The organism is Rhodococcus sp. NPDC003382 (assembly GCF_053589135.1).
Genome location: NZ_JBSFRH010000003.1, coordinates 69,451 through 86,898 on the forward strand (window position 1 = coordinate 69,451; position 17,448 = coordinate 86,898).

General features: G+C 69.2%; 16 protein-coding genes and 1 pseudogene. 7 read left to right on the top strand and 10 right to left on the bottom strand.

Annotated features, from left to right (window positions below; genetic code table 11):
- Nucleotides 1-78: 78 nt before the first annotated feature.
- Both ACWDUD_RS03655 and ACWDUD_RS03660 read left to right on the top strand, forming a co-directional pair.
- Complete coding sequence (locus tag ACWDUD_RS03655; RefSeq protein ID WP_450108348.1) at nucleotides 79-621, top strand: M23 family metallopeptidase; 543 nt, start codon at nucleotides 79-81, stop codon at nucleotides 619-621.
- Between the two features lie 255 nt (nucleotides 622-876).
- Complete coding sequence (locus ACWDUD_RS03660; protein WP_450108349.1) at nucleotides 877-1,449, top strand: cutinase family protein; 573 nt, start codon at nucleotides 877-879, stop codon at nucleotides 1,447-1,449.
- Between the two features lie 208 nt (nucleotides 1,450-1,657).
- Here ACWDUD_RS03660 and ACWDUD_RS03665 read toward each other — a convergent pair whose 3' ends face one another.
- Nucleotides 1,658-2,770 carry a DUF4185 domain-containing protein gene (locus ACWDUD_RS03665; RefSeq protein WP_450108350.1) on the bottom strand — a complete coding sequence of 371 codons (1,113 nt, stop codon included), beginning with the start codon at nucleotides 2,768-2,770 and terminating at the stop codon, nucleotides 1,658-1,660.
- A gap of 245 nt (nucleotides 2,771-3,015) precedes the next feature.
- Between ACWDUD_RS03665 and ACWDUD_RS03670 the strand changes: the two genes are divergently transcribed.
- Together ACWDUD_RS03670 and ACWDUD_RS03675 are read left to right on the top strand one after the other, a co-directional pair.
- Nucleotides 3,016-4,038, top strand: a complete 1,023-nt coding sequence (locus tag ACWDUD_RS03670) for a beta-ketoacyl-ACP synthase III (RefSeq protein WP_197256395.1) — start codon at nucleotides 3,016-3,018, stop codon at nucleotides 4,036-4,038.
- Between the two features lie 24 nt (nucleotides 4,039-4,062).
- Nucleotides 4,063-4,890 (top strand): annotated as a pseudogene (locus ACWDUD_RS03675) (HNH endonuclease family protein); the annotation flags it as partial.
- Nucleotides 4,891-4,943: 53 nt separating this feature from the next.
- Here ACWDUD_RS03675 and ACWDUD_RS03680 read toward each other — a convergent pair.
- On the bottom strand, nucleotides 4,944-7,061 hold the full coding sequence (locus ACWDUD_RS03680; protein WP_450108351.1) for a thiamine pyrophosphate-dependent enzyme: 2,118 nt from the start codon (nucleotides 7,059-7,061) through the stop codon (nucleotides 4,944-4,946).
- A 74-nt stretch (nucleotides 7,062-7,135) separates the two neighbouring features.
- Nucleotides 7,136-8,482, bottom strand: coding sequence for a cytochrome P450 (locus ACWDUD_RS03685; protein WP_450108352.1), 1,347 nt, complete (start codon nucleotides 8,480-8,482; stop codon nucleotides 7,136-7,138).
- Between the two features lie 65 nt (nucleotides 8,483-8,547).
- Between ACWDUD_RS03685 and ACWDUD_RS03690 the strand changes: the two genes are divergently transcribed.
- Complete coding sequence (locus ACWDUD_RS03690) at nucleotides 8,548-9,189, top strand: TetR/AcrR family transcriptional regulator (protein ID WP_450108353.1); 642 nt, start codon at nucleotides 8,548-8,550, stop codon at nucleotides 9,187-9,189.
- Between the two features lie 3 nt (nucleotides 9,190-9,192).
- Here the strand turns inward: ACWDUD_RS03690 and ACWDUD_RS03695 are convergent, their stop codons facing one another.
- Complete coding sequence (locus ACWDUD_RS03695; RefSeq protein WP_450108354.1) at nucleotides 9,193-9,969, bottom strand: VOC family protein; 777 nt, start codon at nucleotides 9,967-9,969, stop codon at nucleotides 9,193-9,195.
- Between the two features lie 152 nt (nucleotides 9,970-10,121).
- Between ACWDUD_RS03695 and ACWDUD_RS03700 the strand changes: the two genes are divergently transcribed.
- Nucleotides 10,122-11,066: an alpha/beta fold hydrolase gene (locus ACWDUD_RS03700; protein ID WP_450108355.1), complete on the top strand. Its 945-nt coding sequence runs from the start codon at nucleotides 10,122-10,124 to the stop codon at nucleotides 11,064-11,066.
- Here ACWDUD_RS03700 and aroD read toward each other — a convergent pair.
- The 4 genes from aroD to ACWDUD_RS03720 form a co-directional block, all read right to left on the bottom strand.
- Complete coding sequence (aroD, locus tag ACWDUD_RS03705; RefSeq protein ID WP_450108356.1) at nucleotides 11,053-11,838, bottom strand: type I 3-dehydroquinate dehydratase; 786 nt, start codon at nucleotides 11,836-11,838, stop codon at nucleotides 11,053-11,055. The genes ACWDUD_RS03700 and aroD overlap by 14 nt on opposite strands.
- Nucleotides 11,839-12,002: 164 nt before the next feature.
- Entirely contained in the window at nucleotides 12,003-12,536 is a 534-nt protein-coding gene (locus ACWDUD_RS03710) for an SRPBCC family protein (RefSeq protein ID WP_197256408.1), read from the bottom strand.
- Nucleotides 12,537-12,595: 59 nt separating this feature from the next.
- Complete coding sequence (locus tag ACWDUD_RS03715) at nucleotides 12,596-13,615, bottom strand: DUF6670 family protein (protein ID WP_450108357.1); 1,020 nt, start codon at nucleotides 13,613-13,615, stop codon at nucleotides 12,596-12,598.
- Entirely contained in the window at nucleotides 13,612-13,935 is a 324-nt protein-coding gene (locus ACWDUD_RS03720) for a hypothetical protein (protein WP_197256413.1), read from the bottom strand. The genes ACWDUD_RS03715 and ACWDUD_RS03720 overlap by 4 nt, the downstream gene beginning before the upstream one ends.
- Before the next feature lie 109 nt (nucleotides 13,936-14,044).
- On the opposite strand from ACWDUD_RS03720, the gene ACWDUD_RS03725 reads away from it, so the two are divergent.
- Nucleotides 14,045-15,652, top strand: coding sequence for a hypothetical protein (locus ACWDUD_RS03725; protein WP_450108358.1), 1,608 nt, complete (start codon nucleotides 14,045-14,047; stop codon nucleotides 15,650-15,652).
- Here ACWDUD_RS03725 and ACWDUD_RS03730 read toward each other — a convergent pair.
- Both ACWDUD_RS03730 and ACWDUD_RS03735 read right to left on the bottom strand, forming a co-directional pair.
- On the bottom strand, nucleotides 15,642-16,922 hold the full coding sequence (locus tag ACWDUD_RS03730) for a PucR family transcriptional regulator (protein ID WP_197256416.1): 1,281 nt from the start codon (nucleotides 16,920-16,922) through the stop codon (nucleotides 15,642-15,644). The two genes, ACWDUD_RS03725 and ACWDUD_RS03730, sit on opposite strands and share 11 nt — an antisense overlap.
- A gap of 109 nt (nucleotides 16,923-17,031) precedes the next feature.
- The gene (locus ACWDUD_RS03735) at nucleotides 17,032-17,412 is read right to left on the bottom strand and encodes a hypothetical protein (protein WP_197256418.1); all 381 of its coding nucleotides are present in this window, start codon (nucleotides 17,410-17,412) and stop codon (nucleotides 17,032-17,034) included.
- Between the last annotated feature and the right edge of the window lie 36 nt (nucleotides 17,413-17,448).

A 17,448-nucleotide genomic window follows, 5' to 3' on the forward strand; every position in this document is an offset into this window, starting at 1 on the left:
CTGCGCTCCGTAAGCGGCGATGTACATCGCCCCGGTCGAGATCACCACCAATCATCTCGACCGACCGAGGGAACAATCATGGGCAAGCATCGGGTGCAAAGTGTTTCTACCGCAGGACGTTTGATCGCAATTGCTGCAGGAGCGGCTGCTCTCGCAACAATGAGCGGGATTCTTTCTCCGGGTATGGCAAGTGCGCACGCCGCGTCCGAGGCATCCAACGGATGCGCCTGGGAGTGGCCGGTCAATGGACCGGTGTCGCAGGGGTTCCACGGTGGCCACGACGGCACCGACTTCGCCGTCGGGGTCGGTACGGTGCTGCACGCGCCGACCTCGGGGAGGATCTCGGTGGCCGGCCCGAACGATCCCGGTGGATACGGAACCTACATTCAACTGGAAGCCGACACCGGTGAGCAGATCCAGATGGGCCACCTTTCCCAGACGTGGGTCGGCGTGGGGGTTCACGTCGCCGCCGGTCAGGCGATCGGTGCAACGGGTAACACGGGTAGCTCGACAGGACCACATCTGCACCTGCGCATTCATCGTGGTGGGCCGGTCGACCCCGTGAGCTTCCTGCGGTCCGTCGGTGCGTGCGGCGCGGGTTCGAACGACATCCGAGCCTGATCCGTTCCGAGCATCGCGGTGGGCAACGCCCCCGGCATGTCGGAGGCGTTGCCCACCCGCACGTTCCCGACCGCGTTGCTTCCGAATCGTCACGCCCGTAATACATGTGGCCGAGCAGAAAGACAGAAGATGATTCGCACGTCCTCGAGAGCGGTAGGCGCGGCACTCCTGGGTTTGGGTGTCGCCGCAGGTGTTGCCGTCGCAACCCCCGCAGTGTCCTCGGCATCGCCGACAGTGTCCTCGGCATCGCCGACAGTGTCCTCGGCAACGCCCACAGTGCCCCCGGCCGCGGAATCGTGCGTCGGCACATGGGACGTCGTCGTCGGCGGCCTGACCAACAACACCTCGGTGGGGTTCCTCAACGAGGACCAGCGCGTCGGGTACAACTCGTTCGATACCCGGTCCGGTGTGAGAGAACTCGATCGGCTCGTCCGTGCTCATGCTCGGGCATGTCCTGCCGACTTCATCCACGCCGTGGGTTACTCGGGTGGTGCAGCCGTCGTACATCAGTGGGCAACCGAGAACGGGAAGGAGTTCCGCGGCAAAGCCGGCATCGTCCTGATCGGCGACCCCAAGCATCCGGGCGGAACGGGTGGCGTCGGGGGATTTGCGGCCACCGATATGAGGTGGGTGCCGACGCTCGGTGGTGCGAACGACGACTACGGTGGGTTGCCCGCGCTCCGGGTATGCAACGTGCAGCTCAACGGTGGTGACCACATCTGCAACAGCGGTGTCGGCTGGGGCGGATATCTCAGTGGTGTGCACGGCGACTACGACTTCGATGTGAACTCCTACCCCGTCGATGCCGATGGCGTGGTGCTTCGATAGCGGATCCCCGGAAGGTTGCCGGTGGCCTCTCGATCGCTGTCGGATCGGCCGGGCACGCCGAACCCCCGCCACCCGATGCACCGGATGCCGGCACGACCCGTGACTGCCGGCCCGAAAGCGGCAGGCACGAGGACGGGCCGGACACCCGGTGACCCGAACGACCGCTGGAGCGGCACCGTCGAGACCCACACCGAGGACGCGTGACGCCTCAGCGGTGCAGAGTCGTGTGCATCAGCAGCACGTTGTAGTTCTGATGCACGGTGGTCAGGAAGTACAGATCCGGACCCGACGACCACGGATGGATGTACGCGCCGTACGCGCTCGGAAGCTCGCGGGTGTCGACGATGACCTCCGGCGGGCTCCACGGACCCGTCACCGACGAGGCGCGGCGCATCACTACGGAATTGTGCGCGTCGGTGGTGAGCATCAGGAACTGACCGAGATAGTCGTTCCACTGCACGGACAGCTCGGCGACCCCGTCGCCCATGAGCGGCCGCGCCGCGTTCACGTCGCGCACCCACGCGCCGCCGTCCCAGTACTCGTAGGCGCCGAGATCGCGGATCTGCGCCTCGGGGACGCGCGCCAGGTGCACGAGACCGCCGCGACCCGGAGGAGTGCCGTACTGGTAGACGAAGCCGTCGCGCTTCAAGAACGCGCTCATCTGGAAGTTGCGGTTGCCGCCCTCGCTGGGACGTACCGTCTCCGGCGCCGGAGCCCAGTTCTCGCCGTTGTCGTTCGAGAAGATCAGCCCGGAGTAGTTCGTCTCCCAGGTTCCCGCCGGTCCCCAGTTCTTCACCGACATCGCGCTGAGGTACTGGGTGTCACCGACCGCGATACCCGCCGTCGGAATCCGGCTGATCTCGACGAACGGGATCTTCGGGCTCGGAATCAGCTCCTTGGCCTGGCCGAACGCGTCCGTCACGGCACTGCTGAAGTCCATGCCGTTGGACAGGTCGCGGTCGTTGCTGCGGAACAGCACGTTGCTGCGCCACGCCCACAGGCTGCCCGAGAGCAGGTTGGGCAGGCCGAGGCCTGCGGTGTCACCGAACGCCGTGAGGATCTCGCCGCGGCCGTTGTCCCACATGATGCCGAGGTCGGTACCGAGGACGTTGAGGTCCTGCGTCCGGTTCTGGCTGAGGATGCCGGTCTGTTGCGCGACCGCCCGGGCCCGTCCGCCGAGCTGTGGCACGCCGTTCACGCCGTTCAGGCCCGGGATCGGATTGATCGCATTGGGGTTGGCGGACGCGAGCGCCGCCCCCAGTGTCAGTGTCAGCGCGGTGACCGTAGCGGTCGTCACGCAGTATCGAACCAAACTTCGCATTTTTCCCCCGAACAGATGCACAGCGCCGGACGCTAGCAGCTGCCGCGCCGAGAGTGTGAGCCAATCCCGGAACTTGTCGATCTTGTGATCCGGGCCGCAGCCGATCGGGGTCGCACGCCCCTGCGATTCGAGGTGGGAAGCGCCTACCACAAGGACCGTGACCCCGGGCACAATTTCGCTACGCGTTACCGTATTGAGGTTGTCGTGCACTGACACGCAGTGCCCGAAGAAGAGGAGTTCGCCTGATGGGTGCACAGATTGCCGGTCCCGCCCCGCTGCGGAACACCGCATTGCTCGGGCTGGGCGTGCACCGCCCCGAGCGAGTCGTCACCAACGCGGAGATCTGCGAGCTGATCGACTCGAGCGACGAGTGGATCCAGTCGCGTTCCGGCATCAAGTCGCGGCGTTTCGCCAAGGCTCACCCCGAAGAATCGGTCACCGATATGGCGGTGTCCGCCGGCGCCAAGGCCCTCGAGGCCGCGCGCATGGCGGGGGCCCAGATCGACACCGTCATCGTGGCGTGCTCGACCTATCCGCTGCAGACCCCGCAGTGCGCGGCGATCGTCGCGGACCGTCTCGGCACCGGCGGGGCCGGCGCCCTCGACATCGCCGCCGGCTGCGCCGGTTTCTGCTACGCCCTCGGCGTCGCCTCGGACCTGGTCCGGGCCGGTTCCGCCGAGCACGTGCTGGTGATCGGTGTCGAGCGCATGAGCGACGCCACCGAGCCCACCGACCGCACCGTGCGCTTCATCTTCGGTGACGGTGCCGGCGCCGTGGTCGTCGGAGCATCCGACGAGGTCGGCATCGGACCGACCGTGTGGGGTTCGGACGGCAAGCAGGGCAACGCGATCCGCCAGGAGCCGGACTGGGTCGACTTCGCCCAGAACCCGGACCAGAAGCGCCCGTGGATCATCATGGAGGGCACCGCCGTGTTCCGCTGGGCCGCGTTCGAGATGAGCAAGTTCGCGCGGCAGATCGCCGACAAGGCCGGGGTCGCGCTCACCGACCTCGACGCGTTCGTCCCGCACCAGGCGAACCTGCGCATCAACGACGTCATCGTCAAGCAGCTCGAGCTTCCGGACACCGTCGCGGTCGCGGACGACATCATCGAGACCGGCAACACCTCCGCCGCGTCGATCCCGCTCGCGATGGAGAAGATGCTGCGGACCGGTCAGGTCGAGGAAGGTGACACCGCGCTGCTCCTCGCGTTCGGTGCCGGCCTGTCCTACGCGGGCCAGGTCGTGAAGATGCCGCGTCTGGCTCAGTAGGTGTCCCAGGCCGACCGGCCGTCGCTGCGGCGATGGCTGTGGATCGTCGGCCTCGCGGTCCTGATCGTCGTCGCCTTCGTCGCGCTCGCTCCCGGTGGGCGCGACGAATCCGACGCGGTCACGGCCGAGGGGCTCACCTCGGTGCCACGCTCGTGGACCCCGACGCCCACGGGACCGGTCACCTCCACCTGGCGGCCCAGCGGGAGTCCGTCGGCGACGCCGACGTGGCGTCCCTCCGCGACCCCGACCGCCGCGGCCCCGTCTGCGGCAGCTCCGGGACCCGCGGTCTCGCCGGCTCTGGCGACGCTCGCGACCCTGCCGGTCAAGGGGCGTGCCCCGAAGACCGGCTACGACCGGGAGCTGTTCGGAAGCGCGTGGACGGACGACGTGACCGTCCAGTTCGGGCGCAACGGCTGCGACACCCGCAACGACATCCTCAAGCGCGACCTGATCGACCTCTCGCTGGTGCCCGCGACCCGTGACTGCACGGTCCGGACCGGCACGCTGAACGACCCGTACACCGGCCGGACGATCTTCTTCCAGCGCGGTGCCGAGACGTCGGCGGCGGTGCAGATCGATCACATCGTCGCGCTGTCGGATGCGTGGCAGAAGGGCGCCCAGCAGCTCGACGAGCAGACCCGCCGCAATCTCGCGAACGACCCGCGCAACCTGCAGGCCGTCGACGGCCCGACCAACCAGGGCAAGGGGGACTCGGACGCCGCGTCGTGGCTGCCGCCGAACCGGGCGTACCGGTGCACCTACGTGTCCCGTCAGATCGAGGTGAAGGCCGCGTACGGGCTGTGGGTCACCCCGGAGGAACGCGACGCGATGACCAGGGTCCTGTCCGAGTGCTGACGTCGGTGTGCCTTTCCGGCGGTCCCCACCGCCGGAAAGGCACACCGGCGCTACAGCGCACCGGCGATGTCGTCCTCGGACAGCAGCACGGCGCTCGCGGCGGGCCCCAGCGGCACGAAGCTGTCACGGCTGGTGACCCGCCGGACCTCGCCCTCGTATCCGGCGTCGGCCAACGCGGTAACCACCCCCTCGGACACCCCGCCGCTGCGGCGGGTCTCGTCGACGACCAGCACCCGCGAAAACCGTTCGGCATGCTCGACGAGCGCCGCGACGGGCAGCGGGGCGATCCATTGCAGATCCAGAACCGTGACGTCGAGCCCGCGCGCGGCGGCCCGATGCGCGGCGCGCAGGCACATGCGGACCCCGTTCCCGAACGTCACCAGCAGTGCGTCGGTGCCGTCGCCGTAGGTCTGCACCTCGCCGGGCTGCACCGCCGCCGGATCGGGGACCTGCGCCCACAGGCCGTCGCCGTCCTCGTAGAGATCCCGCTGGTGATACAGCGCGATCGGTTCGACGAACACGCACACCCGCCCGGTGCTGCGGGCCAACTCGACGCACGTGCGCAGCAGCGCCCCGGCGTGGGCGGGGCGGCTCGGCACCGCGACCGTCAGCCCCGGGATGTCGCGCAGCACGGTGAGGGAGTTGTCGTTGTGGAAGTGCCCGCCGAAGCCCCGCTGATAGGCCAGGCCGGCGATGCGCACCACCATCGGGTTCTGGTAACTGCCGTCGGAGAAGAACTTCAGCGTCGCCGCTTCCCCGCGCAGTTGGTCCTCGGCGTTGTGCAGATAGGCGAGGTACTGGATCTCCGGGATGGGCAGCAGCCCGGCGACCGCGAATCCGAGGGCGGTGCCGAGAATCGTCTGCTCGTCGAGCAGGGTGTCGAACACGCGCAGCGGGCCGAATCGTTTTGCCAGCCCGCGGGTCACCCCGTAGACACCGCCCTTGACGGCCACGTCCTCCCCGAACACGCACACCTGCGGCATCTGCTCGAGGAGGTCGCCCAGGGTGCGGCCGACGGCCTGCGCCAGAGTGAGCGGCTCCTGAGGTACCGGACCCGGATCGTCCGGGATCCGGGGGTGGCCGTGCGTGTGGAGCGGCCGCACGACCTCTGCGACCGACGTCATCCTCGGTGGCGTTCCGAGGTCGGCGAGCACATCGCCGACGGACCGACGCGACCGCTCGTACCGCTCGAGGATCTGTTCGGGGGAGAGGATCCCGCGGCCGACGAGTTCGCGTGCGGTGCCGAGCAACGGGTCGCGCGCGTAGTCACCGGTGATCTCCGCCGGGCTGCGATAGGCCGACTCGGCATCCGATCCGGCATGCCCGAGATAGCGGACCGCTTTCAGGTGCAGGATCGCCGGCACGCGCGAGGTGCGAACGGACACAAGCATTTCCGACGCTGCGGTGAGCGCGTCGACCGGATCGGCCCCGTCCACCATCCGGTATCCGACACGCGGATACGACGCGAGTGTCCGCTCCACCCACCCGACCGGACTGCGCACGCTGATACCGAATCCGTTGTCCTCGCAGACGAACAGGATCGGCAACGGCAACCCGCGATGAGCCAGGTACGCGGCGGTGTTGAGCGCACCCACCGCCGTGGAGTGATTCACCGACGCATCCCCGAAACTGCACAACACCACCGAATCCGCGGGCCACGGACAGTCGATGCCCAGACGCGGCATCCGCGCCAGCGCCAGGGCGAGCCCGACCGCGCGCGGCAGATGCGAGGCGATCGTCGACGTCTGCGGCAGCACGTTCAGGGCCGCGTTCCCGAACACCTTGTGGCGGCCACCGGAGATGGGATCCAGCGTCGACGCGGCGCAACCGGCCAGCACGTCCCGGATCGGGGTGCTGCCGGGCACCAGTGACGATCGGGCCGCGTAGAACCCGCCCGAGCGGTAGTGCAGCAGCGCCGGATCCGTCACGCGCGCGGCCAGACCCAGTGCCGCGTTCGACTCGTGCCCGGCCGAACCGATCGTGTAGAAACCCTCCCCGCGCCGCTGCAGGTCGCGGGCCGCGAAATCGAGGTGCCGCGACTGGGCCTGGGCGTCGAAGTAGTGCAGCAGCAATTCGTCGCTCACCCGGCGGTCGGGACGATGCTCGACCGCCGGCGCCAGCGACCGCACGGTTTCGGTGAAGTACTCGTCGAGCGGTTCTGCAGGCATGTCTCCGTCGTACGCCCTCGCGTCGCGCGGCGGACCGTTTTCCGATTACCCGGTGCCGTGGCGGCGGCGCGGGGTCAACGTCGGCGCAGATCGATCGGCTGGCCGTCCGACGGGAACGGGAGCGACGTGAAGTTCATGGGTGCGACGTAGTCGGCGGGCACGTGCCAGTGATACCCGAGCAGTAGGTGGTGCAGGACCGTCTTGACCTCCGCGCTCGAGAAGTACATGCCCAGGCAACGGTGTACGCCGCCGCCGAACGGCGACCACGCGTACTTGTGGACGCGATCCTCGCGGCGCTCGGGGGAGAACCGCCCGGGATCGAATCGCTCGGGATCGGGCCACAATTCGGGCATGTGGTGGGTGTAGTGCAGTCCGACGTTGAGCAGCGTTCCGCGGGGAATGTAGTGACCGAGGATCTCGGTGTCCGCGACCGCGCGCCGCACGATCCCGGGCACCGGGGTGACCAGGCGCTGGCATTCCTTGATCACCAGATCCAGGCTCGTGAGCTCCTCGAGCTGGTCCAGGGTGGGGGTGGTGGTGCCGAGTGCTTCGGATTCCTCGCGGCACACCTGCTGCCACTCCGGGAACTGCCCGAGATACTGCATCGCGGTCGACAGGGTGATGGTCGAGGTGTCGTGCGCGGCCATCATCAGGAAGATCATGTGGTTGACCACGTCGTCGTCCGTGAAGCGTTGCCCGTCCTCGGATTCGACATGGCACAGCGCGGTGAACAGGTCGTCGCCGTTGCCGGCCCGGCGCGCGGGCAGATACCGACGGAAGAACTCCTCGAGGCGTCGGCGCCCGACGACGCCACGTCGCCAGCGCGTGCCGGGCAGCGGGTAGCGCACGATCGCGGTCGCGGCTTGTACGCATCCGATGAACGCCTTGTTGACCTCGGCCATCTCCTGGTGCGACGAGCCTTCGGCCCCGCCCATGAAGATGGATGTCGCGAGCCCGAGCGTGAGTTCCTTCAACGCGGGGTAGGCGCGGAAATCGGTTTGCGGAGACCAGTTTTCGAGCGCCGTCTCGACGGCGGGATGCAGGGATCGGGTGTATCCGGCCAGCCGGTCGCGGGTGAACGCCTGCTGCATGATGCGCCGGTGCGCGGTGTGTTCGTCGCCGTCGAGCAGCATCAGGCCGCGGTCGAAGAACGGACCGATGAGCACCCGCCAGCCCGGCCCGTTGGCCAGGGCGCGGTCGCGGTTCTGCAGGGCGGCGCCGCACGCATCGGGGCCGAGCAGCACCACCCACGGGTTCCCTGCGAACCGGAACCACGAGACCGGCCCGTATCGGCGGTAGCGGCGGTCGTTCGTCCCGATCGGGTCGCGCATGTAGTCCAGGCTGTAGCCGACGTACGGCAGGCCGCCGTCCCCGGGGACCGCGGTGAGCCCCGGAGGTGGATCGGCAAGCACCTTCGTCACGTGGATCTCCCTCGCGGAGGCGGATCTGACAGGACTCGATGTCACTTCACTGTAGCGTGATCGGCATGCCCGGAACCGGAGAATCGACGACGAGCCGGCCCGCCCGCAGATATCGCGGCCGAAGCGCCGCCGAACGTGCCGCCGAACGCCGCGAACGACTGCTCGAGGCGGGCCTGACCGTCTTCGGCGGTGAAGTGGACCCCAAGGCGACGATGACCGCCATCTGCCAGGAGGCCGGGCTCACCGAACGGTACTTCTACGAGAGTTTCACCGGCCGCGACGAGCTGCTCGTCTGCGTCGTCGAGCGGATCGCCGACGAAATCCGCGACCGCGCTCTCGCCGCCCTCGCCGAGACCGAGCACAGTCCCGAGGAACGGGCGCGAGCCGCGATCGCGGCGTTCGTCGCCGTGCTCACCGACGATCCGCGCAAGGGGCGCATCGCCGTCGTCGAATCCGCCGCGACAGAACCGCTGCGGACCCGGCGCCGCGAGTTGCTGCTGCAGTTCGCGCATCTCGTCGCGCTGGAGTCGCGGGAACTGTGGGGCGAGAGCGCGTTGCAGCCGCCGTACGACGAAGTCTCCGCGCTGCTGTTCGTCGGGGGCCTCGCCGAGGTGATGACGGCATGGCTGCGCGGCGAGGTCGACGTGACCCCCGAGCAGATCGTCGACGCCGCGACCCGCCACTACCTGGTCACGGCGCACCGATGACCGCTACGTCGACGGCGCCTGGTTGATCTGCAGCCGTGCGCCGAGAGGATCGGCGATCGTGGCCATGCGACCGAACGGCGTGTCCTCGGCCGCGCGTTCGACGGTGCCGCCGAGCCGGGTCACGGCCTCCGATGTCGCGTCGGCGTCCTCGACACCGATGTAGAGCTGCCAGAACGACGGCACACCCTCGGGGAGAAAGCCGGACGCGTCCATGATCCCGGCAATGTCGTCGCCGCCGATCTTGCCGGTCGAGTACCGGAAGTCGCCCGAGTCGCTCATCGGCTGGACGTCCCAGCCGAACACGTCCCGGTAGAAGTCGAGGGACGCGGCATAGTTGCGCGACATCGTTTCGAACCACACCGGCGCGCCGGGTTCGCTGTCGAACCCGAACCCGTGGTGCTGATCGGCCTGCCACACACCGATCACGGCGCCGGCGGCGTCGGCGAGGATCGCCATGGTGCCCTGGTCGCCGACCTTCATCGCGGGCATCAGAACCTGGCCGCCCGACTCGGCGGCCTTCCGTGCGGTGGCGTCGGCGTCGTCGGAATCGAGGTAGACCGTCCACACGTCGCCGTACGGGTTGCCCGGCTGCTGCGGACCGAGACCGGCGATCGGCGCGCCGCGGTGACTGAAGATGGTGTACCCGCCGTACTGCGGGTCCTCGTTGGTGTCGGCCTGCCAGCCGAAGAGTTCGGTGTAGAACGCGATGGCCCGTTTCGTGTCGGAACTGGTGAGATCGATCCAACCGGGTGTGCCTGTGCGGGACTGATGTTCGGCCATGACGGCCTCCTGTCTTCCTGTGGGAGCGGAGTCGTGCGAGTGGATCCGAGCGGTCGCGAACGAGGCTACGCGCGGGGTCCGACAAGTTCCGGTGAAGCGCAGATCGCACCTGGGCATGGAGGTGAGCCCGATCACGTGGCATGCTGTCGCGCATGGTAGACGTCGAACGTCCGAAACTGGAGGGGACCGTCGCGGTGGGGCGGGGGCGGCGGATCGGGTTCGCCGAGTTCGGTTCCGCGCAGGGACGCACGGTGTTCTGGCTGCACGGCACACCCGGCGCGCGCCGGCAGATCCCGGTCGAGGCCAGGGCTTTCGCCGAACACGCCAACGTCCGGCTGATCGGCATCGACCGGCCGGGAATCGGTTCGTCCACGCCGCACCGCTACGAGAACGTCCTCGCATTCACCGAGGACCTGAAGACCGTCGCCGACACCCTCGGGGTGGATCGGATGGCGGTCGTCGGGCTGTCCGGGGGTGGCCCGTACACGCTGGCCGCGGCGTACGCGATGCCCGATCGGGTCGTCGCCGCGGGCGTGCTCGGCGGGGTCGCGCCCGTCGTCGGCCCGGATGCCATCGACGGCGGGCTGATGAAGTTGGGCACGTTCGTGGCACCGCTGCTCGAGGTCGGTGGGGTGCCCGCGGGGGTCGTACTGAGTTCGCTGATCCGGCTGGTCCGCCCGCTCGGATCGCCGATCATCGACCTGTACGGCCGGGTGTCACCGGAAGCGGACCGCCGCCTGCTGGCCCGCCCCGAGTTCAAGGCGATGTTCCTCGACGACCTGCTCAACGGCAGCCGCAAGCAGATGGCCGCGCCGTTCGCGGATGTCGTGGTCTTCGCCCGCGACTGGGGTTTCCGGGTGTCCGACGTCAAGACGCCGGTGCGCTGGTGGCACGGCGACACCGACCACATCATCCCGTTCGAACACGGCCTGCACATGGTCGATCTGCTGCCCGACGCCCAGTTCCACCACCTGCCCGGGGAGAGCCACCTCGGCGGACTCGGGGTTTCGGAGGAGATCCTGCGGTCGCTGCTGGACATCTGGGACGCCGCCGCCCCGGACGACGGGACGCAACAGGACCCGGTCAGCCGGTCGTGAGGGCGCGGTCGAGCAGGTTCAACGCGACCTTCAGGTCGGCGGCGTCGACCTGCCCGGGCGCCGACGCCTTGCCGACCATCCCGAACGTCGCGGCCGAACCGAACACCTGACCGGCCAGCCGGGAGACGACGCCGAGCCCGCCCATCGCCATCGTGACGATGGGCCGGTCGGCGTGTTCCTCGTGCATCGTGCGGGTCGCGTCGAGCAGGGTCACCACGTCGGCGGCGCCGCGCGGCATCACCGCGATCTTGCAGATGTCGGCGCCCAGATCCTGCATCGCGACCAGCCGCGCGACGATCTCGTCCTTCGCGGGGGTGCCGTCGAAATCGTGGTTCGACGCGACCACCGCGACCTTCCGTGCGTGCGCCGCGGCCACGATCCGGTGGACGGCTGCCCGGTCGCGGCGGTATTCGACGTCGACCAGGTCGACGGCCCCGGATTCGGCGAGCGCGACGTTCGCGTCGGCGTACGCGTCGTCGGTCAGGTCGGCCTCGCCGCCTTCGTGCCGGGTGCGGCACGTGGCGAGCAGGGGGATCCCGCTGAGGTGCCCGGCGAGGACGCGGGCCTGCTCGACGACGCTCGCGGTGTCGGTGAGGGTGTCGAAGAAGTCCGTGCGCCATTCGACGATGTCGACGTCGACGCCGGTCAGCGCCTCGACCTGGGTACGCAGTTCGCCGGGGGTGCGACCGGTGATCGGCACGATGATCTTGGGTGTGCCCTCGCCGATCGTGACGTTCTTGACCCGGACCGGCGTGATCGCCCTGCCACCCACTGCTGACTCCCGTCGTCGACTCCGGCACCCATTCGATCAGAAGCCCGCCGGCGCCCGATGCCCGGCGCCCGATGCCCGAGCGAATGTACCGCTCGTCTCCTTCAACCGACCGAACGATACATTCGCTCGGAAAAACGGATCCGTGCCCGCCCGCACGGCAGAAATCACGATCCGCCGCGGAGTCGCTTGCTGTACGCCTCGTACAGTTCGGTCCAGCCGAGGTCGAGAGCGTCGCGCCCGACGATCGGCCCGGGGGAGCGGTGCTCCATCACCTCCTGCAGCACGTCGAGACACATGTGCCAGCCCGCGGCGAGCTCGGCCGAGGTGTCCGGCCCGGTGACGGTGTGCTGCAACGTCAGCGTGCATCCGCCGGGGCGGGGTGTGATCTCCCAGCGCAACCAGTCCTCATCCCACCGGTGTTCGAGCACGTGCGGGGTGCCCGCGGCGACGACGGTGCCGTCGAACTCGGTGGCTTCGTCGCCGTCGACGACGATCAGCGTCGCCGGCCCCACGGTGCCGAGATGCCGTTCCGGCCGGTACGGCGCCCACTGCACGACCTGCGCCGGATCGGTCAGGGCCACCCACACCACGTCCGGGAACTGCGGGAAGTCACGGCTGAACACGAGGGTCCACTGGTCGCCCGCATCGATCACCTCGGCGGACTGGAGGGGGCTCGGCCGGTAGTCGCGAATCGCCATCGGACGGTGCTCCTCGTCGCCGGAAGACGTTGTCGGTGAAGAAAACCGCGTGTCCGATTCTACCCGTCCGGCGAGGTCGGCCGTGTGGACTCGCTGCGCCGATCGATGTATTCGCAATATCCGGAGCCGGCGACCCGCCGGCCCCGCCAGCGGCCGTCGAACCGGATCCCGCCGACGTATCCGGCGCCGAGCCCGTACGCCCAGTCGCCGTCGGCGTGTCCGTCGACGTGCCCGACGCCGGGAATGTCCCAGCGGAACTCGCCCGGCAGCAGCATGCGCCGCCCGTCCGGGGTGCGAACCTCGCGTGCGGTGTCGATGCGCAGCCGGACACCCACCCGCACCGTCTCCACCGTCCCGGTCGCGCTGCGCAGGAACGCGGTCCGCAGCACCGGCACATCCCCCGGGCCGAGCACCGAGGTGAGCAGCAGCTGCGTGTCGTCGTCGACGCTCAGGACCTGGTAGACGAACGTGCGCACCGGCAGCCGCGCGGGGACCGCGACACCGTGCGCGTACTCGAGCGCGGCCAGACCCGTGACCGTCCGGGTGCCGTCGGGGTCGGTGAGGGTGCCCTCGTAACGGCACAGCCGGCTCGAATGCCGGTACAACCCGGGGATCGCGAAGAAGGTCGTGATCACCCCGGTCGGGTGCAGCAGCAGATCCACCGCGACCGCATCGGCCGGCCACGTGCGCTGCACCCGGACATCCGAGGCGGACACGGTCATCGACAGGTGCTCTCCGAACGACGCCGTGCCCGGCCGCAGGTCGCAGTCCCGGCGGATCGACAGCGGCGTGAATCCGGATTCGGTGGTCGCCGCGGTCGTGGACACCAGCGTCACCGAGTCACCGCCTCGATCCGGCGCGGCCGGCTGATCGAACACCACCGGCCCGGGCCGACCGGCGATGCCCATCACGCTCAGGAACCGGTGCGGGGCGGGCAGGTCGCCGATCATCACCCCGTGGTGCGCCCACCGTCCCCGCCCCACGACGGGCAGCGGCCCGCCCTCCGGTGCTCCCACGTGCTGGCCGCTGCGGCTGACCAGTGCCACCGCGCGGGCCACCGCCTCCGACGGGCCGCTCACTCGAACCACGATCGCACCGGCGGCTTCACCCACATGATCTTCTCGTCCGGGTGGGCTCGCGCGGCCGCCGGATGATCCGGATGGTTGCGCGCCCACTCGGTCTTCTCGTCGAGCAGTGCGGCCACGTAGTTCCAGGTCTCCATCGTGCGTGGGGGATGCGCGCCCGCCTCCCGCGCCAGCCGACGGCGGTAGTCGTCGGTCATCGCGAGCAACTCGGCGCCGGTGATGCCACGATCCCACGCGAAACGGGCGAGGATCACCGACTTCTCGCGGCGATTCTTCGCGGCCTGGTCGGTGTGCGCGAAATCGGGAGTGTCCATCCCTTCTCCTTCCGATCGGGGCACCGGTGTCCATCATCGGTCATCGTTGACAACGACGGGGCGACGGCTCACGCTCGAGGGAGCCACCTCCGGTCCGGAAGGACGAGCGATGCCGGCACAGACGCGCGACATTCCGCAGGGAACGCCGAGAGACGTTGCAGCGCAGGCGAAGAAGGAACCCAGGACGCCGGAGTTCGATCCCACGCTCGGAATCGTCGTCGAAGCCGAGGTGCGCGGCACGCCCCCGCACCGCATCGTGGCGCTCGGGGATTCGCTGCTGCAGGGCTTCCAGAGCGGCGCGGTGTTCCACACCGACCTCTCGGTTCCGGCGATCATCGCGTACGAACTCGGAGCGCTGCGCGCGTTCCGCTTCCCGCGCTACGGGGGACCGGGCGGGCTGCCACTGAACATCGAACTGATGTTGCGCCGCCTCGAGGACCGGTTCGGCTCGTCGCTGCAACCGTGGGAGGTGCCGCTCGCGCTGTTCGACGTGCGCTCGTTCATGGACGAGGTAGAGGACTACTGGGAACGAGGCCCCGGCGCGACCGCCCCGGTCGTTGCGGCCTACCAGCACAATCTGTCCTGCTTCGGCTGGGATCTGCGCGACGCGCTGAGCCGCACCGCCCGGATCTGCGCGGACGCGATCGAGACACCCGGCGACGATTTCCTGAACCAGGTGGTGCAGAACAACGGCGACCGCGCGGCGCTGCACGTGTATCCGCACTGGGCGCCGCCGCAATGGGAGATGACCCTGTTCGACGCGGCGGCCGCACTCGGCGACGACCACGACGGCACGACGGAGAGCGGCATCGAAACCCTCGTGGTGTTCCTCGGTTCCAACAACGCGCTCGGCACCGTCACCGACCTGCGGGTGGAGTGGAGCGGACCGGACTTCCGCGACCTCGCGAAGAAGGGGCCGTACACGATCTGGCGTCCCGAACATTTCGACGCGGAGTTCGCCGAGGTGGTGGCGCAGGTCGAACGCATCTCCGCGCGCCACGTCGTCTGGTGCACGATTCCGCACGTCACGATCGCGCCGATCGCGCGGGGCCTGGGCTCGAAGGTCGAGCACGGCTCGCGGTACTTCCCGTACTACACGCGGCCGTGGATCGACGAGCGGCGATTCGACGCCACGCGGGATCCGAACATCACCGGCGCGCAGGCCGCCGTCGTCGACGCGGCGATCGACCTCTACAACACCACCATCACGCGGGTCGTCGCCGAGGCCCGCGCGGGAACGTCCGGCCCGCCGCGGGACTGGTATCTGCTCGACGTGTGCGGCCTGCTCGAGCGGCTCGCGTTGCGCCGCTACATCGACGACGTGCAGGCCCGCCCGGCGTGGTGGACGCCCTATCCCTTGCCCGCGGCCCTGGCCGCGCTCGATCCGGTGCCCGATTCGCGGTTCCTCACCGCGGACGGTCGCGGGGGACGCGCCACCGGCGGGTTCTTCTCCCTCGACGGAGTGCATCCGACGACGGTCGGCTACGGGATCCTCGCGCAGGAGATCATGACGATCATGGCGCAGGCCGGCGTCGAGTTCCGTCACCCCAGCGGGGAGTTGCGAACCGGGCCGATCACCGTCGACTGGGAACGGCTCATCCGCCGCGACACTCTGATCCGGACACCACCGCAGAACATCGATTCGACGTTGTCGATTCTGGGGTGGGCCGACGAGGTCGCCGACCTGGCCGGCCGCGCCCTGGGCATCAGGTTGTGACGCCGGTCCGGCGCGGGATCAGGACCCCGTGCCCGTACCACCGGCAGATCTCGAGGGCTGCGGTGAGCGTGAACGGGTCGATGTCCTCGAGATCGCGTCGGAGTTCCTCGGTGGCCTGCTGAATCCGGTACCGGATCGTGTTGCGGTGCAGGTTCATCCGCGCTGCCGTGGTCGCGGGGCTGCGATTGCAGGACAGGTGCACCCGCAGGGTTTCGCGCAGTTCGGCGGCGCGATCGGTGTCTTCGGCGAGCGGGCCCAGCATGCCGGCGACGAAAGTGCGCATCTCCGTGAGATCCCCGGCGAGCATCGCGACCGGCGCGATCTCCGCGTACCACACCAGCGCCGGTGCCTCCGGCACCGCGGTGCTCGTCAGTGCCTTGACGGCGGCCGCCTGCCGATGCCCGGCACGGAATCCCTCGATACCGCTCCCCGGGAGTCCGACCGCAACGCGCAACGGCACGTCGGCCGCCTCGATCGCGGCCCGCAGACGCTCGATCACGTCGACGACATCACCATGCAGGGCGAGCCACGCGTTCATCGCGAGCGGTTCGGTATGCACCGCGAGCGTGGCCGCGCCCGGAGCGACCTCGGTGAGCAGTTGCTGGACCGCCGTTGCGACATCGGGGAAGGGCGATCGTTTCGATTCCGGAATCCACAGCGCCATCGCCAGGTGCATGCCGTCGAGCGGATACTCGAGTGCGCCGGCCTGTTCGGCGTCGGTCACCGCGCCGGTCAGTATCTGGCTGATCCAGTACTGGGTCAGACCACTGCGGCTGGCGATCCACCGTTCCCGCTCCTCCTCGTAGGCGAGGGTGACGCGCTCGGAGAGGTGGTCGATGAAGGCGGCGGTCTTGCTGACCGCGGCCCGCAACGCGACCCGGTTGTCGGCCGGGGCGGCATCGTCGGCCACGTCCATGCACATGCTGGTGAAGCGCGCCTGACCGATCCGGTAGGCGCGCAGCAGGTGCGCAAGCGACCCGCCCCGGCGGGCCAGTTCCCGTGCCAGCGCGAGTGCCTCGGGGGGAGGGTCGACCGCCGACGGATCGGTGCCCTCGAGCAGGGCTGTCATCAGCACCGTGGTGTTCTCGGCGATGCTGGCCAGCAGCAGAGCGCGGTCTCGCTCGGTGCTCGCTATCTCGGGGATCTCGGCGCCGGTGAGTTCCGCAGTTTCGGCGACGAAGGCATCACGGCGCGCCACGACGGCGTCGGCGATGTACCGGGCCGCCTCCTGCTGTTCCTGGTCGGTCCAGTCGACGAACACCGACGCCATCGGGTGGCCTCCCCAATCTCGAATCGCGTGGCGCACCGCGATCGGCGCGGGTGTCGAATCTACCCGCTGGGTGTGCCGGGCCCGCTCCGAACCGCCGCCCCGGCACGGGTCAGGTCAGATTCACGACGTGCGCGTGCGAAGCGACGGCGTCCTGCAGCTTCTTCCGGGAAAGGGTGCGTGGGCCGCACGCGCATCCGGCGGGGATGGCATCGTCCTCGAACTGTGTCGCCTCCAGGGTGTCGACGAATTCCGAATCGAGCTTGTCGCCGTGGTGGCCGGTGGCTTCCCGATCGCGGGAACCGCGCCCACCCGGGCCACTGGCCGAGACCACCACCGGTCCTTCGGTCGTCTTGTAGACCGCGGCGACGGTGTGGCTGGCCGGACATCGCACCTTCAGCACCGCTTGTTCTGTGCGCGAGGGTCCGAGTTCCTTCACGGCCGCGAGGGCCTTCCGGCGGCGTTCGGGGGGTGGGGTTTCGGCGATGTTCATGTTCCTATTCCACCCCACCGGCCGCCGCGATCCCAC